The sequence below is a fragment of the Sphingobacterium haloxyli genome (assembly GCF_002980525.1).
Taxonomy (GTDB): Bacteria; Bacteroidota; Bacteroidia; order Sphingobacteriales; family Sphingobacteriaceae; genus Sphingobacterium; species Sphingobacterium haloxyli.
Window position 1 is genome coordinate 20,936 of the sequence record NZ_PVBQ01000020.1, and the last position, 17,792, is coordinate 38,727.

Annotated in this window: 11 protein-coding genes; all 11 read left to right on the forward strand. The window is 47.6% G+C overall.

All coding sequences use genetic code 11. The features are described from left to right. The first annotated feature begins 101 nt into the window (after positions 1-101). The 11 genes from C5745_RS18065 (at position 102) to C5745_RS18115 (ending at position 17,752) form a co-directional block, all read left to right on the forward strand. Positions 102-668, forward strand: coding sequence for an RNA polymerase sigma factor (locus tag C5745_RS18065; RefSeq protein ID WP_105718418.1), 567 nt, complete (start codon positions 102-104; stop codon positions 666-668). Positions 669-715: 47 nt separating this feature from the next. Further along, positions 716-1,897: a FecR family protein gene (locus tag C5745_RS18070; RefSeq protein ID WP_105718419.1), complete on the forward strand. Its 1,182-nt coding sequence runs from the start codon at positions 716-718 to the stop codon at positions 1,895-1,897. A gap of 37 nt (positions 1,898-1,934) precedes the next feature. Continuing rightward, positions 1,935-5,273, forward strand: coding sequence for a TonB-dependent receptor (locus C5745_RS18075; protein WP_105718420.1), 3,339 nt, complete (start codon positions 1,935-1,937; stop codon positions 5,271-5,273). A gap of 7 nt (positions 5,274-5,280) precedes the next feature. Continuing rightward, on the forward strand, positions 5,281-6,876 hold the full coding sequence (locus tag C5745_RS18080; protein WP_105718421.1) for a RagB/SusD family nutrient uptake outer membrane protein: 1,596 nt from the start codon (positions 5,281-5,283) through the stop codon (positions 6,874-6,876). A gap of 10 nt (positions 6,877-6,886) precedes the next feature. After that, the gene (locus C5745_RS18085; RefSeq protein WP_133166384.1) at positions 6,887-7,900 is read left to right on the forward strand and encodes a DUF6528 family protein; all 1,014 of its coding nucleotides are present in this window, start codon (positions 6,887-6,889) and stop codon (positions 7,898-7,900) included. A 100-nt stretch (positions 7,901-8,000) separates the two neighbouring features. Next, positions 8,001-9,155: an FISUMP domain-containing protein gene (locus C5745_RS18090; RefSeq protein WP_165793137.1), complete on the forward strand. Its 1,155-nt coding sequence runs from the start codon at positions 8,001-8,003 to the stop codon at positions 9,153-9,155. Positions 9,156-9,518: 363 nt separating this feature from the next. Then, positions 9,519-10,130, forward strand: coding sequence for an RNA polymerase sigma factor (locus tag C5745_RS18095; protein ID WP_105718424.1), 612 nt, complete (start codon positions 9,519-9,521; stop codon positions 10,128-10,130). Between the two features lie 76 nt (positions 10,131-10,206). Next, complete coding sequence (locus C5745_RS18100; RefSeq protein ID WP_105718425.1) at positions 10,207-11,388, forward strand: FecR domain-containing protein; 1,182 nt, start codon at positions 10,207-10,209, stop codon at positions 11,386-11,388. Positions 11,389-11,501: 113 nt separating this feature from the next. Further along, a complete protein-coding gene (locus tag C5745_RS18105; protein WP_105718426.1) occupies positions 11,502-14,828 on the forward strand; it encodes a TonB-dependent receptor in 3,327 nt (1,108 codons plus the stop codon). Positions 14,829-14,839: 11 nt separating this feature from the next. Beyond that, on the forward strand, positions 14,840-16,525 hold the full coding sequence (locus C5745_RS18110) for a RagB/SusD family nutrient uptake outer membrane protein (protein WP_165793138.1): 1,686 nt from the start codon (positions 14,840-14,842) through the stop codon (positions 16,523-16,525). A gap of 18 nt (positions 16,526-16,543) precedes the next feature. Further along, complete coding sequence (locus C5745_RS18115; RefSeq protein ID WP_105718428.1) at positions 16,544-17,752, forward strand: endonuclease/exonuclease/phosphatase family protein; 1,209 nt, start codon at positions 16,544-16,546, stop codon at positions 17,750-17,752. Positions 17,753-17,792: the final 40 nt, after the last annotated feature.

Consider the following 17,792-nt stretch of genomic DNA (forward strand, 5'->3'; position numbering starts at 1 on the left):
TACCCTAGCCGTTTTTACCTACTTTTAAATTAATGGTTGTTTTATATTAGGATAATCTTAACTTTATACCAATAACTTATTATTGCGGCAGTTTCTCAAACATGAATGCAAACGACCTAGGCACACTTAATCATACAATCAGCTTGCTAAAAGAAGGCGACTTGGATGCCTTTCGTGTCTTGTATGACCGCTACTTCGAAGTTTTGACGCGACGGCTACAGACATTTTTGCACGACGATATATTGGTTCAGGAGGTCGTGCAGGACACATTTGTGCAGGTGTGGCTAAAAAGAGAAACGATAGACCCAGCCAAAGACTTTCTAGCCTGGATCAGCACTATAGCCAAGCGAAAATCCATCGACATCCTCCGCCGTCAGGTCAAACTTACGCTTGCCATGGACGAACTTAAGGCCGAGGAATCTTATGAACCTAGCGCCGAACAGGCACTGATACAACGTGAGGAGCACGAAAAGCTGTCCCGCCTGTTGGATGTACTGCCTGAGCAACAGCGGCAGGTATTGATGTTGGCCAAGCTTCATGAACTCAGCTATCAAGAGATAGCCGACAAGATGAACATCTCCAAGAATACGGTGAAAAACCACCTTGTAAAGGCTATGAAAGTCCTTAAATACCGGACGACTATTTTTTTTATATTTTTTCTTTTCTGACTAGTCCTTTTTTTTCTTCCATTCGTATTAAGGGTAACAAAACAAGTATGGATCAAAAAGAACGAATAGCAGATCTGATCATCCGGTACGGCCAGCAGCAGTTAGACGCTGCGGAGCTTCAGGAACTATCAGCCTATCTTACACAGCAAACAGACAGTGAACTATCGGCGGTGCTTGACGATCTCATGGCAGGAGAAACGTCTGGTAGAGGTAACTTGGATAAAGAGCAAGTTTTTCAGCTTATTGTCAACGACAAGCGGATGGCGTCCGATTTTCCGCAGCAGTCACGCAGGCGGATAGCGAGTTTGTGGCCAAAGCACATTCTGCGCTGGGCAGCGGCCATCGTTGTCTGCTTCGGAGTAGGTGTGGGTATCCAGCAATGGAAGGAAGGGACAACAGACAGCAACACCGCCGTCGCTGCAGCCATCCTTCCGGCGAAGCCTTCCGCCAGCCTGATGTTAGCCGACGGTACGGCCTTACCTCTTGCTGCCGGCCAGCAGGAGATTGTGCTGGAAGACGGAAGAATATTTTACGCCAGTGGCGAAAGCGTCGGCCTGCCGCAGCTGCCGGCAGGAGAAACCGTTGTCTTGGCCACGCCCATGGGCGCCACCTACAGCGTTCGGTTTGCTGACGGGACACACGTGAATCTCAATGCAGGGTCTAAAATCGGCTTTCCGCTCGTCTTTTCTGCCGAACGGCGAAAGGTGGAGCTTGACGGAGAAGCGTATTTTGACGTGCAAAAAGGAACAGCAGCAAACTGGCCGTTTGAAGTGCATTCCGGAAACCATGTAGCCCGTGTGTTAGGGACCACCTTTAACATTCAGGCCTACAGTAGTAAGAATAAATACACGACAACGCTGTACACCGGCAGCCTGGAAGTCGCGGATACAAAGCAGCCTGATAAGAAAACAAAACTCCTGCCGCGGCAGCGCCTAGTAGCCGAAAAGGAGAAGGCTCCCACGCTTACCGCACTTGCCGATACGAGGGAGACCGATTGGACACAGGGTACCTTTGTTTTCAATGACCGGCCGCTCTCCGACATTGTGGAGGAGCTTGAGCGATGGTACAACGTCGAGTTTGTATTCCAGGACAAGCTTCAGCAGGAAGTATTCACCGGTGTGGCCTCCCGACGGCAGAGTCTGCAGGAGGTTCTAGGGCTTCTCGAGCTGACCGGTACGGTCGAATTTCATGTTCAGCAGCGTAAAATTTCCATATTCAAGGGTATATAAACCTGTATCAAACTTCATAAACTTTTATTAACTCAAAATGAGACGACGATTTTCATTTCGCCGCCTGTTGTACATCCAAGCGAGGAATGGCTACAGGCTGGCAGCGTCATGCCTGCTCGCTGCAGTGTTACAGCTGGGAGGGCAAACGATGGCGCAAGAGATCAACCTGCAGAAAAAGAACTATGCGCTTAGCGACCTGCTTGAGCGGATGGAGGAGCAGAGTGGCTACAACTTCTTTTACAACAGGAAGCATGTAGAGGATAAAAACGTGTCCATACGGATTCCGCAAGGCACGGTGATAGCGATCCTTGATAGCGTGCTGCCGCCGCTGGGCCTCCATTATGAAAGGAGAGAGGATGCCATCGTGATTTCACAGCGGAAAAATCCGGCCGGACAAACAGTAAATCAGCAGGTGCTTCAAGGTAGGGTTCTGGACAGCCAGGGTCAACCTTTAAAAGGCGTAACCGTCCGCGCAACGGATGGAGGAGCTTCGACATCGACAGACGAGAACGGTGCCTTTAGCCTTAGCGGAGACGCCCCGATGGAAGTGTCCTTCCATATGGTGGGATATAACACGCTCACCCAGACACTTACAGATGAAGCCGGTCAAGCAATCACACTTACCCCGTCGAACAGCGAACTCGAGGAGGTTGTCGTCGTCGGTTATCGATCTGTGCGACGCGATCAGGTGAACGGCGCCGTATCCGTGGTGAAGATGGAAGACAAGGAAAAACAGACTATTACGCACTCATCGCAGGCTTTGTACGGGACGAGCGGTGTCTGGATTAATCAGGCGGGCGCCAAACCAGGAAGAGACGGGGCAACCATTCGCATACGGGGAGTAAACACGTTGAATAATGCTAACCCGCTCGTGCTTCTTGATGGCATTGAATATTCGCTCAACGAGATTGATCCCGCCGATATCGAAAGCATTACCGTGCTGAAAGACGCTGCCGCGGCGATCTATGGCTCGCGTTCTTCCAATGGGGTAATCCTTGTCACCTCCAAAAAGGGCGCTGCCGGAAAGACGAAGATCGATTTTAGAGCGCATACAGGTATCCAGGAAGCGAGCTTCCTTCCTGACGTGGTGGACGACCCAATATTGTATATGCAGATGCGTAACCGCGCGGAAGCTAATTCGGGAAAGACGGCGCTTTCATACTCCCAAGCGCAGATCGATGAATACCGTGCGGGACTCGGGACAGATCCGTCCGTTTATCCGGCGTCCAACTGGTTCGACATCGCCCTGGACCGCGGTATGCTGCAACAGTATAATGCGCGCGTGACGGGAGGAAGCGAGCAGATCAATTTCACTGCCGGAGCAGGATATATGGACCAGAAAGGGATTTTCATCGCCAACGACGATGCCAAACGATACTCCTTTGATATCAAAGTATCGGCACAGGCGACGCCCCGTCTGAAACTGAATGCCGGTTTTATCGGAAACCTTAGGGAATTTAATGAGGTGGGCTATGGTACGAGCACGGTAATGAGCGTGATCATGCGCGGCTTGCCCATCATGTCGGACTATAGGAGGGGCAACGTGTATGGTTCTACCTGGCTCTATACCCCGGGGCGTAACAATATCGAAAACCCACGTATGGAAGTGGAGCAGGGGTTCACCCTCCGGGATTATCAGGAAACGTTGACCAACCTCTCGCTCGAATATAAACTTCCATTGGGCATTACCTATCATAATACACTCGGCTACAGGCGTATTGATCATTTTAGTAAAGACTTTATTCCGCAGATGTATACGGTGGATCCTAAGACCGGCGATATGCGTAACTTCAATGGTTCTGCGCCCCGTGTAAAAGATTGGGATTCCTTGGACAAGCAGTTTACCTTGTCGCACCGGCTGGTTTTCGAGAACCAATGGGACGGGCATAATGTGCACGTGATGGCCGGGCAAGATTATCAGATCAACGACGGACGTCACTTTCAGGCTTATAACTGGGGTTTTTACGACAATACGTTATGGGAGCTTAATGCGCTATCGGACCAAACGAATGCACAGGCGACGGGTGGATCCGCTGTCAGCAAGCTTGCGTCGGTTTACGGCCGATTAGCATACGATTATCAAGGCAAGTACACCCTAGAAGGAAGCCTACGCTATGATGGTTCTTCTAGGTTTGCGCCGGGCAACCAGTGGTCGTTCTTTCCATCGGCATCGGTGGGTTGGACGGTTAACAAAGAGTCCTTTTTCCAATCCGAATCCATCAACTTTTTAAAGCTGAGAGCATCGGTGGGTAAGCTGGGCAACCAGGCCGTGGGTATCGGCGTTTACAATAGTACCTTCAACATAAACCCGAGTTATAACTATAGTTTTGGTGGGACAACAGTCGGCGGTGCCGCAACGGCAGCTCTGACAGACCGGAATATCCGTTGGGAGTCGACATTATCGTATAATGCCGGTGTGGATATGAGCCTCTGGAACAAATGGAGTATTACGGCCGATTATTTTTATAAACGGACTTTTGATATCCTCCGGGCTATTAATATCGCAAGCCAGGTGGGTGGGCTGACAGGGCCGACTGTAAACCTCGGGAAGGTGGACAACAAAGGCTGGGAGGTAGGGTCGTCATTTACGGATAGAAAAGGCGATCTTTCGTATTCGCTTAATGGGTCGGTATCCTATGTCAAAAACAAGGTCATCGATATAGGCGGGCAGCAGGTAATCTCCGGGCGGCATATTATTAAAGAAGGTTATGGGATCAACTCGTACTTCCTGTACGAAGCGACAGGCTATTACCAGTCGCAGCAGGAAATTGATGAGGCGACAGCCGTGTACGGAACGCGGTCTAAATTGAAACCGGGGTATATAAAGTACGCAAATCATAATGGTGATAACTACATTGATGATGCTGATAAGATTATTACGGGGAGCTCCATTCCGACCTGGACGTACGGATTCGGATTACGTGTAGGATATAAAAGTCTAACGTTGGAAAGCCAGTTCCAGGGTGTTGCGGATGTCGATGTTTATCCGACGGGTAATGTCGCCTTTCCTTTCAACAATGGAGCCAACGTGACATACGAATGGGCGAGGGATTCTTGGACGCCCAGCAACCCGAATTCAGAACTGCCGCTCCTGACGACCTATACCGACGCGGGCGAGAACTTTATCAATTCTACGTTTTGGCTGCACGATGCATCGTATCTGCGGATGAAAAACATCACCCTGGCCTACCAGGTTCCGGACAGCTGGATGTCACGTTTAGGTGTACGCAAATTATCGATTTACCTTAGTGGTCAAAATCTGTTGACGTTCAGCAAGTTCAAGCTGTGGGATCCAGAGCTGACGACGACCAAGGGAGATCTTTACGAGTATCCTAATTTAAAGACCTACAGTGCGGGAATCAATCTAAATTTTTAACAAGATCATGAAAAAGAACAAAATAGGAAAGCTTTTACTCCTGGTTGCGACGGCGTCTTTCTTGGGCTCCTGCGACCTGACCGTAGCGCCTACCGACAGGTACGACCAAGAAAGTTTCTGGCTGGGAGCTAAGACGGCCCAAGCCGGACTGGTGGGCTGTTACTCTGCTCTTTCCAACCAATATCTGTATGGCAATGCCTCGGTACTCTGGGAAGAATCGGCATCGCCAAACGCCTACAACTACGATAATAGGCTTGGATGGAATAATGTGGCATTGGGCACGCATACGACAGACATTGCACTTGTGAACGGAAGGTGGTCTGCAGCGTACACCGGCATAGGTCGATGTAATGCGCTACTTGACAATATTGACGGTAACCTGGATCTCACGGTGTTGCAGATCGCGCAGATGAAGGCAGAGGCACGCTTTCTGCGGGCGCTCTTTTACCATCTGCTGATCAGCTACTATGGAGACGTGCCCTTGATTACGGCCGAGGCCGACATTGCGCAGGGCTCCCTTCCGCGTACAAAACGGGAGGAAGTAGCCCAGTTTATTGTCCGTGAGCTCGATGAGATAGCCCCGGCTTTGCCAATACGTTATCTAGATCAAGCCGATTTTGGAAGACCTACGCGGGGGGCAGCGCTCTCGTTGAAAGCAAAAGTCCTTCTATTCGAGGCCAGCCCACTTTTCAATGCGGACGCCGACCGCGAAAAATGGCGGCAGGCGGCTGATGCGGCGAAGAGTGTCATCGATCTTGGTGTCTACAGCTTATATCCTAACTACCGCACCTTATTCTCCGCCGCTGCCGAAAACAGTTCGGAATCTATCTTTGATATCCAGTTTATCAACGAACCTAATCGCGGCAGCAGTTTCGATGTGACGATCCGGCAGTATGGCAATGCCGCACCGTTGCTCGATCTGGTGCAAAGCTACGTTATGGTGGACGGAAAGCAGCAAGACGAGTCTGCATACGGTGAATCGGATACCTACGAGAACCGCGATCCACGTTTCAAGCAGACCATCGTTTATCCAGGATCCACATTTTTAGGAGAAATTGTCCGCAATGACGGTAATAATACCAATTTTAAGGTTGTGCAAACGGGCTTCGCCTTTAAAAAATATAGTATATACGACGCGGGAGCGGCGACGACGGCCCAGATACAGATCGGAGACAACATGTCGGAGATCAACTATATGGTGCTGCGTTACGCGGATATATTGATGATGTATGCGGAAGCGAAAAACGAACTGGGCGAGCTTTCAGAGGATGTATGGAACATGACGGTGCGTTCTATACGTCAGCGGGCGGGCTTCTCGCTGCAGAGCGCGTTGGACTATCCGGGTGGCGATCCGTCGAAACTACGGGAGCTTATACGGTACGAACGCCGCATAGAGTTTGCCGGCGAAGGATACTATTACAACGACGTGCGGCGTTGGCGTACAGCCGAAAATGTGCTTAGCGGTACGATCCGTAAACATGATGGCACGCCGATCATAACACGGACGTTTGACGCGGCCCGTGACTACTGGTGGCCCATTTCAACGACACAAATGGAACTGAATCCAAATCTTAAACCTAACAATCCCGGCTGGGGACAATAAAAATAAAACAATGAAAGTAATACGATATTTTATTTTAAGCTGCATGGTGGTGTTATTATCATGCAAGGAGGACCAGGCACCTATCCTCGATTTCTCGGATCCTTTTGGTGATAGCTCGGACGAAAATGTGCCTGTGCCTGGACTATGGGAGAGTGAACGTCCTATTCTGATCAGTGAACAATCGGAGAGCCAGGTGCTGATCATCGATTCGGCAAGTAAAGGGGAACTATGGTCGTGGAAGGCTTCTGAAGCGCTAAGCGCGGCAGAGGCCGCATGGTTCCGGCAGATCGACGAAGCGAAAGCGGTATACAATCGGGAGTATGTGCTGCTGACGGCGTCGAGTGGAGGTGTTGCACTGGTTCGGATAGCTGATAAGAAGATCATGTTCTATACCAATGCCAGGGGGAATCCGCACTCGGCAGAGGTGCTGCCCGATGGAAACATCGTCGTGTCTTGCAGTACGACCTCGGATGGCGAGGGGGATGCACTCAAGCTATATAAGGTGGATTCGTTGTCGGCATATGTGCCAAAAGAGGTAAAACGCTATAACCTGACGTTTGGGCACAATGCCGTTTGGGATCTGAAACGGGCTGTCCTTTGGGCGACAGACGATCAGAATCTCTATACTTACCGCTATAATGGTGACAGCGCTGATCCCGAACTGATAAAGCAGGAAGTCTTTTACGGTCTGCCGGATAAGAGCCCGCACGATCTTTTTCCTGTATACGGAAAGGATCAGCTTTACCTCACTACGGCAACTGGAATTTATATTTTCGACATTGCATCGGAAACATTTTCAGCCCACCCGCATGGTAAAGCTAACATCAAGTCGATTTCTGACGGACCGCAGGGCTTTGGCACGCTGGTCATCGAGCCTAACATGTCTTATTGGACGGACAGGCTGACGAATATTCGTGGGGTCAGCGTCTTTTTCAAACCGGGGTATAAAATGTACAAGGCACGATGGTTCATAGATAACCCCTTCAGCTATCCTAAGGATAATCCTTATGTTCAACTAAATTAAGGCACTAAGGGATGACAATTTATTCATGTACTGATGCTTAAAGTAACTTATTAAAATGGCAAAAAACATCTTTTTATATCTGCTGCTGTCGACACTTTTAGTGGGCGCATGTCAGCGTGCTGACGATCCGCAACCCTGGCAACCGGACTTTATCAGGACGAACCTTCCCGCAACCTTGTCCATAGAAGGCGGTGTCGAGTTTGAGTTGTACATCGCCGACGCGGAGCCCGGCGTGCGATATGTTTGGACAGTGCCACAAGCACTGGAAATCGTCGAGGGCCAACAGACAAACCGGGTCGTCGTACGGGGAAGCGGTGAGGGCGGCGTTATTCCGGAAAAATCTATCGGCGTGCAGGGCGAACGCAATGGGGAAACGAGCTTTACACGTTGGTTCTACAAAGAGATCACGGTCCTGGCACCGCCACCGTCACTGGAGAACTACCGGACAAAGCGCTACGGTAGCAAGACCTGGATGATCGAAAACCTCAACGAGAGGGGCGCAGACGGCAACCTCGGCTGGGATTACAATAACGATAATAGCAAGGCTTCGACCTACGGCAGGTTGTATACCTGGCATGAAGCGATGACCGGTATATCCAAAGCCACGGAAGCTGACAATCCTTATATCTGGGGAGCGAGTGGCGTCGACGACGCGGGCAACGCTTACATTCTCGACGGCACAAGTGTGAACGCGTTCAACATGCAGGTTCAGGGAGCCTGTCCGACGGGATGGCATGTGCCTAACGTCAATGACTGGTACGATCTGCTGGTCGCCATTAAGACCGAGTATGCGTTACCAGGCAATACACTGGCGGATATCGGGTCAACCAAAGATGGCTATACCATCGGCTGGGGCCGCGAAATAGGTGTGGTCAACTCGATCACCCTGACGAACTGGGGAATCGTTGCTCCTTACGTGAAAGGTAGCAGCCCGGTGAGCAGCGGCGGGCTGTGGCAGGGAGGAACGACGTTTTATTACGGCGGCAATGCCAACTTCCCTGGCGGAGATTATCCACTATATAAAGAGTTAAGCCGTGAGATAGATTTTAACATACTGCCCGCTGGCAGGTGGAACGAAGGTTCCAAGATCTTTCAACAGGAAGGGGTTTACTCTTATCATTGGGTCGCGTTTCTAACGACGGCGGGAACGCATAATCCACTACGTGTTACGGTGGGATCGGGTAATGCCAACTTCTCGAACGGCGCCGAAACTGCCGCAAATGGGCATTCGTTGCGTTGTGTAGCAAACTACTAGCGGTTAGCGTATAGAGATCGGCTTGGAATTTCCAAGCCGATTTTTTTGTTTCCACGATTTTACAGCTTTACGCATTCTTCGGCGTGGAAAGCGCCGAAAAATTATGGATACAGATCTTTTCGATCCGGTAGGTTGTTTATTTTTACGAAAATAAAATAAGAGTTCGTTTCTTTGACGATAGTTAATTAAGTTTGCGTAACCAGTGTTTAATAAACCTGCTGCTAATAGGGCAAATACGGGATCGAAGAGTGTTTAGATAGTATTAAGTCGAGATGAATAATTTGTTATATTCTACCTAACACTGTCATTTTAATTGTGTTCCTGCTACCTTTGATAGATTGTGATATAAGTTTAACGGAGTTGATGAAAAAGACCGATATTACGTACAACATCCCAACAACGACGGACGAATTCGTTTTGGTGGATTCTTTGCATCGCGGCGAAGAAGCGGGATTGGTCGGTATTTATCGGCTTTATAATAAACAGATATTGTTTTTTGCGCAGAAATATGTCAAGAATTATCAAATTGCGGAAGAAATTGTCGCCGATGTGTTTGTGAAGCTTTGGGAGCGTCGTGCTTCGTTTTCTAGCCTGTATCGTATACGGGCATTTTTATACATCGCTACGAAGAATAAATGCCTAAATCAACTACGCGGAACAAGCCTTTGTGAATCGCTCGATGACGTGGAAAGTTACGAAGAACTATTGAGCGAAGACGCCGACGCTTTTACGAAGATTATTCGTACAGAATTGTTGAAGGCTATTTACGATGAAGTACAGAAACTGCCGGAAAAGCAGCGCGAAGTGTTCAACAAGACATTTCTGGAGGATAAAACAGCGGAAGATATCGCCAAGGAAATGAATATGGCTCCTCACGCCGTATATGCAAATAAATCAAGAGCGTTAGCGGCGTTAAGGCACAACCTGCGTCTGAAAGATGCTTTCCTTTTGTTGGCTGTCCTCTCTAGCTTGTAATACCCTGTTTTCTTTTTTTTATAATTTCATGTAAGATGTTGGCAATTGCTGTGTTTTCATAGTAAACACGCACTACATGCAAAGAATAGATGATATTGTAAATCTTCTAAAGGACTACCTCGCTGGAGACTTGGATACGCAAAGGAGGGCAGAGTTAGAACGATTGTTTACCGAATATCCACAACTGAAGGAGATTGTTGAAGAACTGGATAGTGAAGAGGAATTACGGGAAGCACTCTATGCCTACGAAGAACTTTATACCCCTGCCTTCAAAGAGAGGGAAGAACGTGTATTAAACCGTGTACTTTCTCAGATAGACCAGCAACCTCCTATAAGGAGAACACGGTTGTTATCGAGACGCTTTGCCATCTATTCTGCTGCTGCGGCCATCGCCGTACTGGTACTATTTGCCGCTATACTATGGAAACAAAAAGTTGTACAGCCGAACACCACGGAAGAAATCGTAAGCACCTTTATGCCGGGGGGTAACAAAGCTCTATTAACCTTATCTACTGGCCAGGAAGTAAATTTGAGTGATGCCTATGCAGGTATTGTAGTCGATGACCAAATAGGATATGAAGACGGTTCCGCCCTGTTCGACGAAGATAGCATGGAAGAACATATGACGCTGACGCTTTCCACACCTCGTGGGGGACAGTATCAGGTGACGCTTTCCGACGGCACAAAAGTGTGGCTAAATGCGGAAAGTAAATTACACTATCCTTATCGCTTCGCCGGTGATGCTCGGCAGGTAGAATTGGAAGGTGAGGCATATTTTGAAGTTGCCCATCGGGATAATGCACCATTTATCGTAACGACATCGAAAGAAAAGGTAGAGGTGTTGGGAACGCATTTCAACATCAATTCCTATCGCACAGATATGAATTCTACAGTGGCCCTTTTAGAGGGGAAAGTTAAGGTTTCGCTAACGGACAAAGTCTCCGCAGTGCTAAAGCCTGGTCAACAGAGCTTAGTACATAATGGCAGGATGGAAGTCCAAGCCATCGATTTGGATGAAAGTGTGGCGTGGAAAAACGGAGAGTTTATGTTCAATAACGAAACGTTGGAAAATGTGGCAAAAAAGATAGCGCGATGGTATGATTTGGAAATTGAGGTTTCTCCGAAACTAAATGATATCAAGATTTGGGGGTCTGTATCCCGCTATGATAGTTTTAAACAAGTCCTTAAATTAATCAAAATGACAGATGAGAGTATTCGGCTCGAGGTTGAAGAAAGGAGGGTGAAATTTGTGAGATAACCAGTCGTAAAGAAAGGAAAAGGTAACCGGGAAAGCTGGCACTAACCCGGTAAATGTTCCTAGCATGAAATAAGTGAGTTAAACAGATTTATACTAAAAACCAATCAAATGTAATGAAAAATTATTTGTTATCGAGTGGGCAATATCTTTTCTTTCCCACTAAAAAATACCTCTTAATTATGAAGTTGATGATGGCGTTTGTTCTCTGTGCGGTGTTCCAGCTGCAAGCAAGTAGTGTGGCTCAGACGATAACAATAGAGAAAAAAGATATGACCTTCGTAAATATCCTCCGGGAGATCAAAAAGCAGACGGGCTACACCGTAATCTGCAATACGGATATTATCGAAAATACAGCTGCGTCTAATGTCCGTTTAAGAAACGAACCCCTCAAAAAAGCGCTGGATATCATACTGACTCCGAAGAACCTGACCTACGTGGTAGAGGGAAAATCGATTGTAGTCAGAAAGGGGAATAAAGAACCAACGAAATCTGCCCTTAGGGTAGACGAGAAGCAGCAAAATAGCGTTAGGGGAAGGGTTACCGATGATGAGGGTATCCCGCTGGCGGGTGTGAATGTTGTGGTGAAGGGTCAGACAAATACTACCTCCACTGACGATCAAGGTGACTTTGTTATTGTGGTAAACAGACGGGAGACGCTCGTGTTTAGCTTGTTAGGTTACACGAAAAAGGAGCGCCTGATTGGTGATTCCAATGTAATTAATATACAGCTAGTTGAAACCCAGTCCGATATAGAAGAAGTGGTGGTGGTGGGATACGGCACACAGAAGAAGGTCAATCTGACCGGTGCAGTGAGTTCCATCAATGGCGAAGAACTTGCGAAACGTCCTGTACACCGGGCCTCCATGGCTCTACAAGGGATGGCTCCGGGAGTCACCGTTACCCAAAACTCGGGCAGGCCTGGAGGAGACCACGGTACAATCCAGATTCGAGGCATTGGAACGCTAAATGATGCGTCTCCTTTGGTATTAGTGGACGGTGTCCAAAGTAGTCTCGACGGTGTCGATCCTAACGATATCGAGAGCATCTCGGTTTTGAAAGATGCTTCTTCTGCTGCAATATATGGCTCTAGAGCTGCAAATGGTGTTATTTTGGTTACGACGAAAAGTGGCAAAGGCGATCAATTGCAGATGAATTATAATGGATATGTTGGCCGTCAGGTTTTTACGGAACTTCCCGAATTTGTTGATGGGTATACGTTTATGAGTAAACTGAATGAAGCTTATGCCAATATGGGGCGTAGTCCCGTTTACTCAGACCAGTTTTTAGACGATTATCTGCGGTATAAAAGCATAGATCCTGATAACTATCCTGACACAGACTGGCAGGACGCGGCATATACGGAACCTGGTCTTACGCAACATCATCACTTAAGTGTGAGTGGGGGAGAACGGGTAAATTTTATGGGTTCTGTTGCCTATCAGGATCAACAAGGTGTTGTTCCTAATCACAGACAACAGCGGTATTCGTTTAGACTTAACGCCAAGGCGCATATCAGAGATAATCTACAGTCTACATTCCTGATTGCGGGACGGACCGCTCCTACCGGTCAACCGAGAAGTCAACCGTTTGGTCAGATTAATCGTATTTCTCCCGTGGGATCGCCCGTTAGGTTGTCTGACGGAAGATGGGGGATCGGAACAAATGGTGCTAACCCTATTGCGATTCTGCATGATGGAGGGTATAATCGCCATAATTATGATCAGCTTCGCGCTACCCTTCAAGCAAACTATCAACCTTTTAGCGGTGCAGATTTAGAAATCCACTTTACACCGGAATTTAGAGGAACTGACCGACGTTACTTCAACCAGTCCATTGAGACATTTGTTCCGGGAATGGAGACTCCAGCTTATACATCGCCTGTTCTGAGCACGTTTCTACGGAGCAATGTTCGGACTTGGGAAAATACAGCGCGCATCATCGGTCGTTATGACAAGGAGTTTGATGAACACGCAATAGGTTTTATTGGCGGATATGAACAGATCGGTTATCGCACAGACAGCTTTGAGGCGTCTCGTGAGGGTTATCCGCTGCCCGATTATCAGGAGTTGGATGCGGGAGCTATCGATAATTGGCGAAATTCGGGTAGCGCATCCGAATGGTCATTGCGCTCTTGGTTTGCCCGCGTCAACTATAGCTATAAAGACCGCTACCTCTTGGAGGCTAATGTTCGAGTAGATGGAGCCTCGAGATTTCCAGACCGGCATAAATACGGGACATTCCCATCGTTCTCTGCTGCCTGGCGTCTTTCCGAAGAGCACTTTATGGCATCGTCAAAAAGCTGGCTTTCTGAATTAAAGATCAGAGGATCTTGGGGCGCGTTAGGGAATCAGAATATAGGCAACTACCCCTTTTCCGCGGTGATGGCCTTAGGTTCTAGCTATGCATTCAATGGGGTTCCTGTTCAAGGTGCCAATCAGCGGGAGATGGCAAACTTAGGGATTTCTTGGGAGAGTACCGAGACGACCAATATCGGGATTGATTTTGCAGTTTTAGCTAACAGGCTTTCGGGAAGCTTTGACTACTACGTTCGCAACACGACCGGTATTCTATTACGTTTGCCAGTTCCGGGTGTTATTGGGCTCTCTGAACCCTATCAGAACGCAGGCGTGGTTAGAAATAAGGGATGGGACCTCAACGTAAATTACCGGGGAGGTAATGCATTTAAGTATTCCGTTGGCATGAATCTTTCGGATGTACGTAACGAAGTCGTGGATCTCAAGGGCGCCGGTCCTATTATCAGCGGGTTTAGTGTAATTGATGAAGGCCTTCCGATTAATACCTTGTTTGGATACAGAGCACTTGGACTTTTTCGGGACCAAGAGCATGTCGATGTCCATCCCCAACAAAACTTTACCAACTATGGCCCGGGTGATATTATCTATGAAGATGTGAACGGCGACGGCGTAATTAATACGGAAGACAGAACACCTATAGGTAATGAAATCCCTCGTTACACCTTTGGACTGAATCTGAACGCCAGTTACAAAGGAGTTGACCTGAGCATTCTGCTCCAAGGAGTAGGAAAAAGAGATGCTATTTTTACAGGAGATGCCATTTGGGCAATGTATAACAATGGGAAAATGCAACAATGGCATTTAGACCATTGGACGCCGGAAAACCTTGATGCCACTTATCCACGCCTGATTGCTGAATCTACCCACAATAACTTTATGAATTCAAGCTGGTGGGTATACAGCGGAGCCTACGCTCGGCTAAAAAATGTGCAGATTGGCTATACGTTTCCACAGCACTGGTTAGGAAAACGCATGGTGAAAAGATTGCGGGTGTACGCCACGGGGGATAATATCTTGACGATTCACAAAATGCCGCAGGGATGGGATCCCGAAACCAGGAGTGGCAATGCGGCTATTTACCCGATATCTTCTACATTTTTGTTTGGTGTCAACTTAACATTTTAATGAATTATCTTATGAAACGAGTAAAAAATACGATCATAGCCCTTTTTTCATCGATTATTCTATTTACTTCATGTAATAGAGAATTTTTAGATAGATTCCCGCTGGATAGTCCTTCAAGTTCTACGTTTTTTTCGAACGAGACAGAATTGACATTGGCTGTGAATAGTGCGTACAGGAGTTTACTCTGGTTGTCTTCCCATGAGGTTCCGTATATTATGTGGCTGGACGGTTCGACAGACATGACCTGGACACGGGGAGACTATGTGGATATGCTCAGCCTACAGTCTGGAAACGTAACAACGGAGACCAGCGTATTTTATGATACTTGGAACTTTTATTACAATTCGATTATGCGCTGTAATAATATTCTGCAGCATATGCACCGTGCACAGGAAAACGTGTCGCCCGAATTTTATAACCAAACGGAGGCACAGGCTAAGTTTTTGAGAGCGTGGAATTATAGCTTTTTAATCAGTCTTTATGGGGACGTACCGTTGGTAACCACGATGTTGGAACTCGACGACGCTTACGCGGGACGAGCTGTAAAAAGCGATGTGCTAACGCTTATTTTTGATGATTTGGACTTTGCCGCGGCACACTTGCCTGTGCGATGGGATGAAGCTGATAATGGAAGAGCGACACGTGGTGCAGCCTTAACATTGAAAGCTCGGATAGCCTTATATGAAGAGGAGTACGAGATCGCCTCCCGGGCCGCAAAAGAGGTAATGGATCTAGGTGAATATAGTCTTTATGCCGATTATGAAAATCTGTTCAAACGCGCTGGTAGTGGATCTTCAGAAGCCATCTTGAGCCTTCCGTTTGTGTTGAATTTTCAAACGAGCCAAATACCACGTTATCTAGGTACGCGTACGGCACCGGGTTACGCTATCCTCGTGCCTACGCAGACAATGGTCGACACTTATCATTGTATAGATGGGCTACGCATTGATCAATCGACCTTGTACGAACCTACTAACCCTTACAAGAACAGGGATCCCCGTCTCGAACAGTCGATTCTTCGCCCGGGGGAGTGGTACAATAATTTCAAGTTTGAAACGCATCCAGACTCAACCACAACGCTTCAAAATGTAGGGGGTACCCTAAACCGGGTGAATAACTTGGAAGTGACGAATCAATATGCAACCTTTACGGGTTATCATTGGAAAAAATATTTTGATGAGACGGAGCTTCCGACCCAAGTTACGCGGTCTGAGCTTGATTTTATGTTGATGCGCTATGCGGAAGTGCTGCTGACCTACGCTGAAGCGAAGATTGAGTTGGGGGATATTGACCAGACCGTGATCGATGCAATTAATGAGGTGAGAGGTAGGCCGAGTGTGCAGATGCCGTTGGCACAAGCGAATGCTTCCCAACAAGAACTTCGAAAGCTTGTTCGCTATGAGCGTACAGTAGAACTGGCATTGGAAGGTTTCCGCTTTTTTGATATTCGTCGTTGGCGTATTGCAGAGGACGTGCTTCCGGGGAATATGTTAGGTCGTCGAACAAAAGCACATTGGTTCGATGAGGTAATCCCCACTTTCAATGCTGTCGGAAAACCGGCATACAATAATGAAAGGCAAATTTTTCAAATCCTTAGTACGAATACCTTTGATCCTGGCAAGCACTACCTCTGGCCGGTACCACAGCGGGAACTGGATCTTAACCCTACGTTGGGACAGAACCCAGGGTGGAGATAATGATGAAACTAAAATGATATGAAAACAATAAGAATTTCACATCTATTTCTGCTATTCGGTATTTTAATAATTTCCTGTTCAAAGGCTCAACAGACAGACGAGATTAAAGAGTCCACAGAAGATGGCCCCGAAATTACAGAAGTAAAACGCTATTTGCACAGGGTTATTCTCTCTTGGAGTGCGGTAAACGGAAGCTCGCGGTACGAGATTAGATATGCCAAGAATAGCAGCATGGAAAAAGCAGTCGTGCTAAAATCCGGAATGACCTTTCTTGAAGTAGGCGGGCTGGACGCCAATCAGGCCTATTATTGGCAAACGAGAGCGGAGATTAACGGCGGGTGGACAGATTGGTCGCCGGCTAAACAGGCAGGGACAGCTTCCTATGCGACTTCTGTTGCCACCTATAATATATTAGGTGCTGAACATGATGCGAATATTGAGCCAGATTTCGCCTGGCATTTACGGCGAGACGCTGTTCGAAACATTATTCTGCAACGGAATAATAACCCAGATATTATCGGGGTTCAAGAAGCTCGCGTACAGATTGGAGAGCTCGTTAATTTGTTGAAACAGGATTACCATGTTCACGTGTCAGCCCGTTCCCTTTCTCCGCAGGCTATCTTTTGGAAGCCAGAGAAGTTTGAGCTGATAGGTTTCAACGACGATATTGATATTTTCGGACCCTCGATTTCAGGATATACCAATCAACGTTACGTTACGCAGGTTCGGTTACGCGAACTGAATACCGGAACGGAGCTGTTAGTGTATAACCTACATATACCGTCAGGAAGCAATGCGGACAGACAGCAAATCAGAGGAACGGCGGCAAGAAATATCGTGGCGCATGCGAAGGCACAGATCACACGGTTTAAAATACCAGTAATCCTCCTTGGAGATTTTAATAACTATCCCGAAACCGTTATTGATGGGTTGCCTTCGTCGCCGATGGTAATAAAAGGAAACGGCTTTCAGGACGTTTTTGATATTGCTGACAATCGGGTGAACGCTGATTATGGGACGACAGTGAATCGGGTGACTTCGGGGGCTCGGAGAGGTGAAAATGGAAGCATGCGTGTTGACTATATATTTGTATACCCGTCAGACCAAATAGCTGTTACGCAGCAGGCAACGATTATTAATTTTGAGGGATCGTCATCTACTCTATTGGAACGTCCAATTCCCTCGGACCATCATCCGGTTCGGGCTGTGCTGCACCTCTCTTATTAAATACAGTAAGGAAGAGATAATATAAACAAGTAACGAATAA

What these genes read in the sequence shown, in the direction of transcription:
- C5745_RS18065 (WP_105718418.1), top strand. Translation starts at nt 102, where the DNA reads ATGAATGCAAACGACCTAGGCACACTTAATCATACAATCAGCTTGCTA.
- C5745_RS18070 (WP_105718419.1), top strand. Translation starts at nt 716, where the DNA reads ATGGATCAAAAAGAACGAATAGCAGATCTGATCATCCGGTACGGCCAG.
- C5745_RS18075 (WP_105718420.1), top strand. Translation starts at nt 1,935, where the DNA reads ATGAGACGACGATTTTCATTTCGCCGCCTGTTGTACATCCAAGCGAGG.
- C5745_RS18080 (WP_105718421.1), top strand. Translation starts at nt 5,281, where the DNA reads ATGAAAAAGAACAAAATAGGAAAGCTTTTACTCCTGGTTGCGACGGCG.
- C5745_RS18085 (WP_133166384.1), top strand. Translation starts at nt 6,887, where the DNA reads ATGAAAGTAATACGATATTTTATTTTAAGCTGCATGGTGGTGTTATTA.
- C5745_RS18095 (WP_105718424.1), top strand. Translation starts at nt 9,519, where the DNA reads ATGAAAAAGACCGATATTACGTACAACATCCCAACAACGACGGACGAA.
- C5745_RS18100 (WP_105718425.1), top strand. Translation starts at nt 10,207, where the DNA reads ATGCAAAGAATAGATGATATTGTAAATCTTCTAAAGGACTACCTCGCT.
- C5745_RS18105 (WP_105718426.1), top strand. Translation starts at nt 11,502, where the DNA reads ATGAAAAATTATTTGTTATCGAGTGGGCAATATCTTTTCTTTCCCACT.
- C5745_RS18110 (WP_165793138.1), top strand. Translation starts at nt 14,840, where the DNA reads ATGAAACGAGTAAAAAATACGATCATAGCCCTTTTTTCATCGATTATT.
- C5745_RS18115 (WP_105718428.1), top strand. Translation starts at nt 16,544, where the DNA reads ATGAAAACAATAAGAATTTCACATCTATTTCTGCTATTCGGTATTTTA.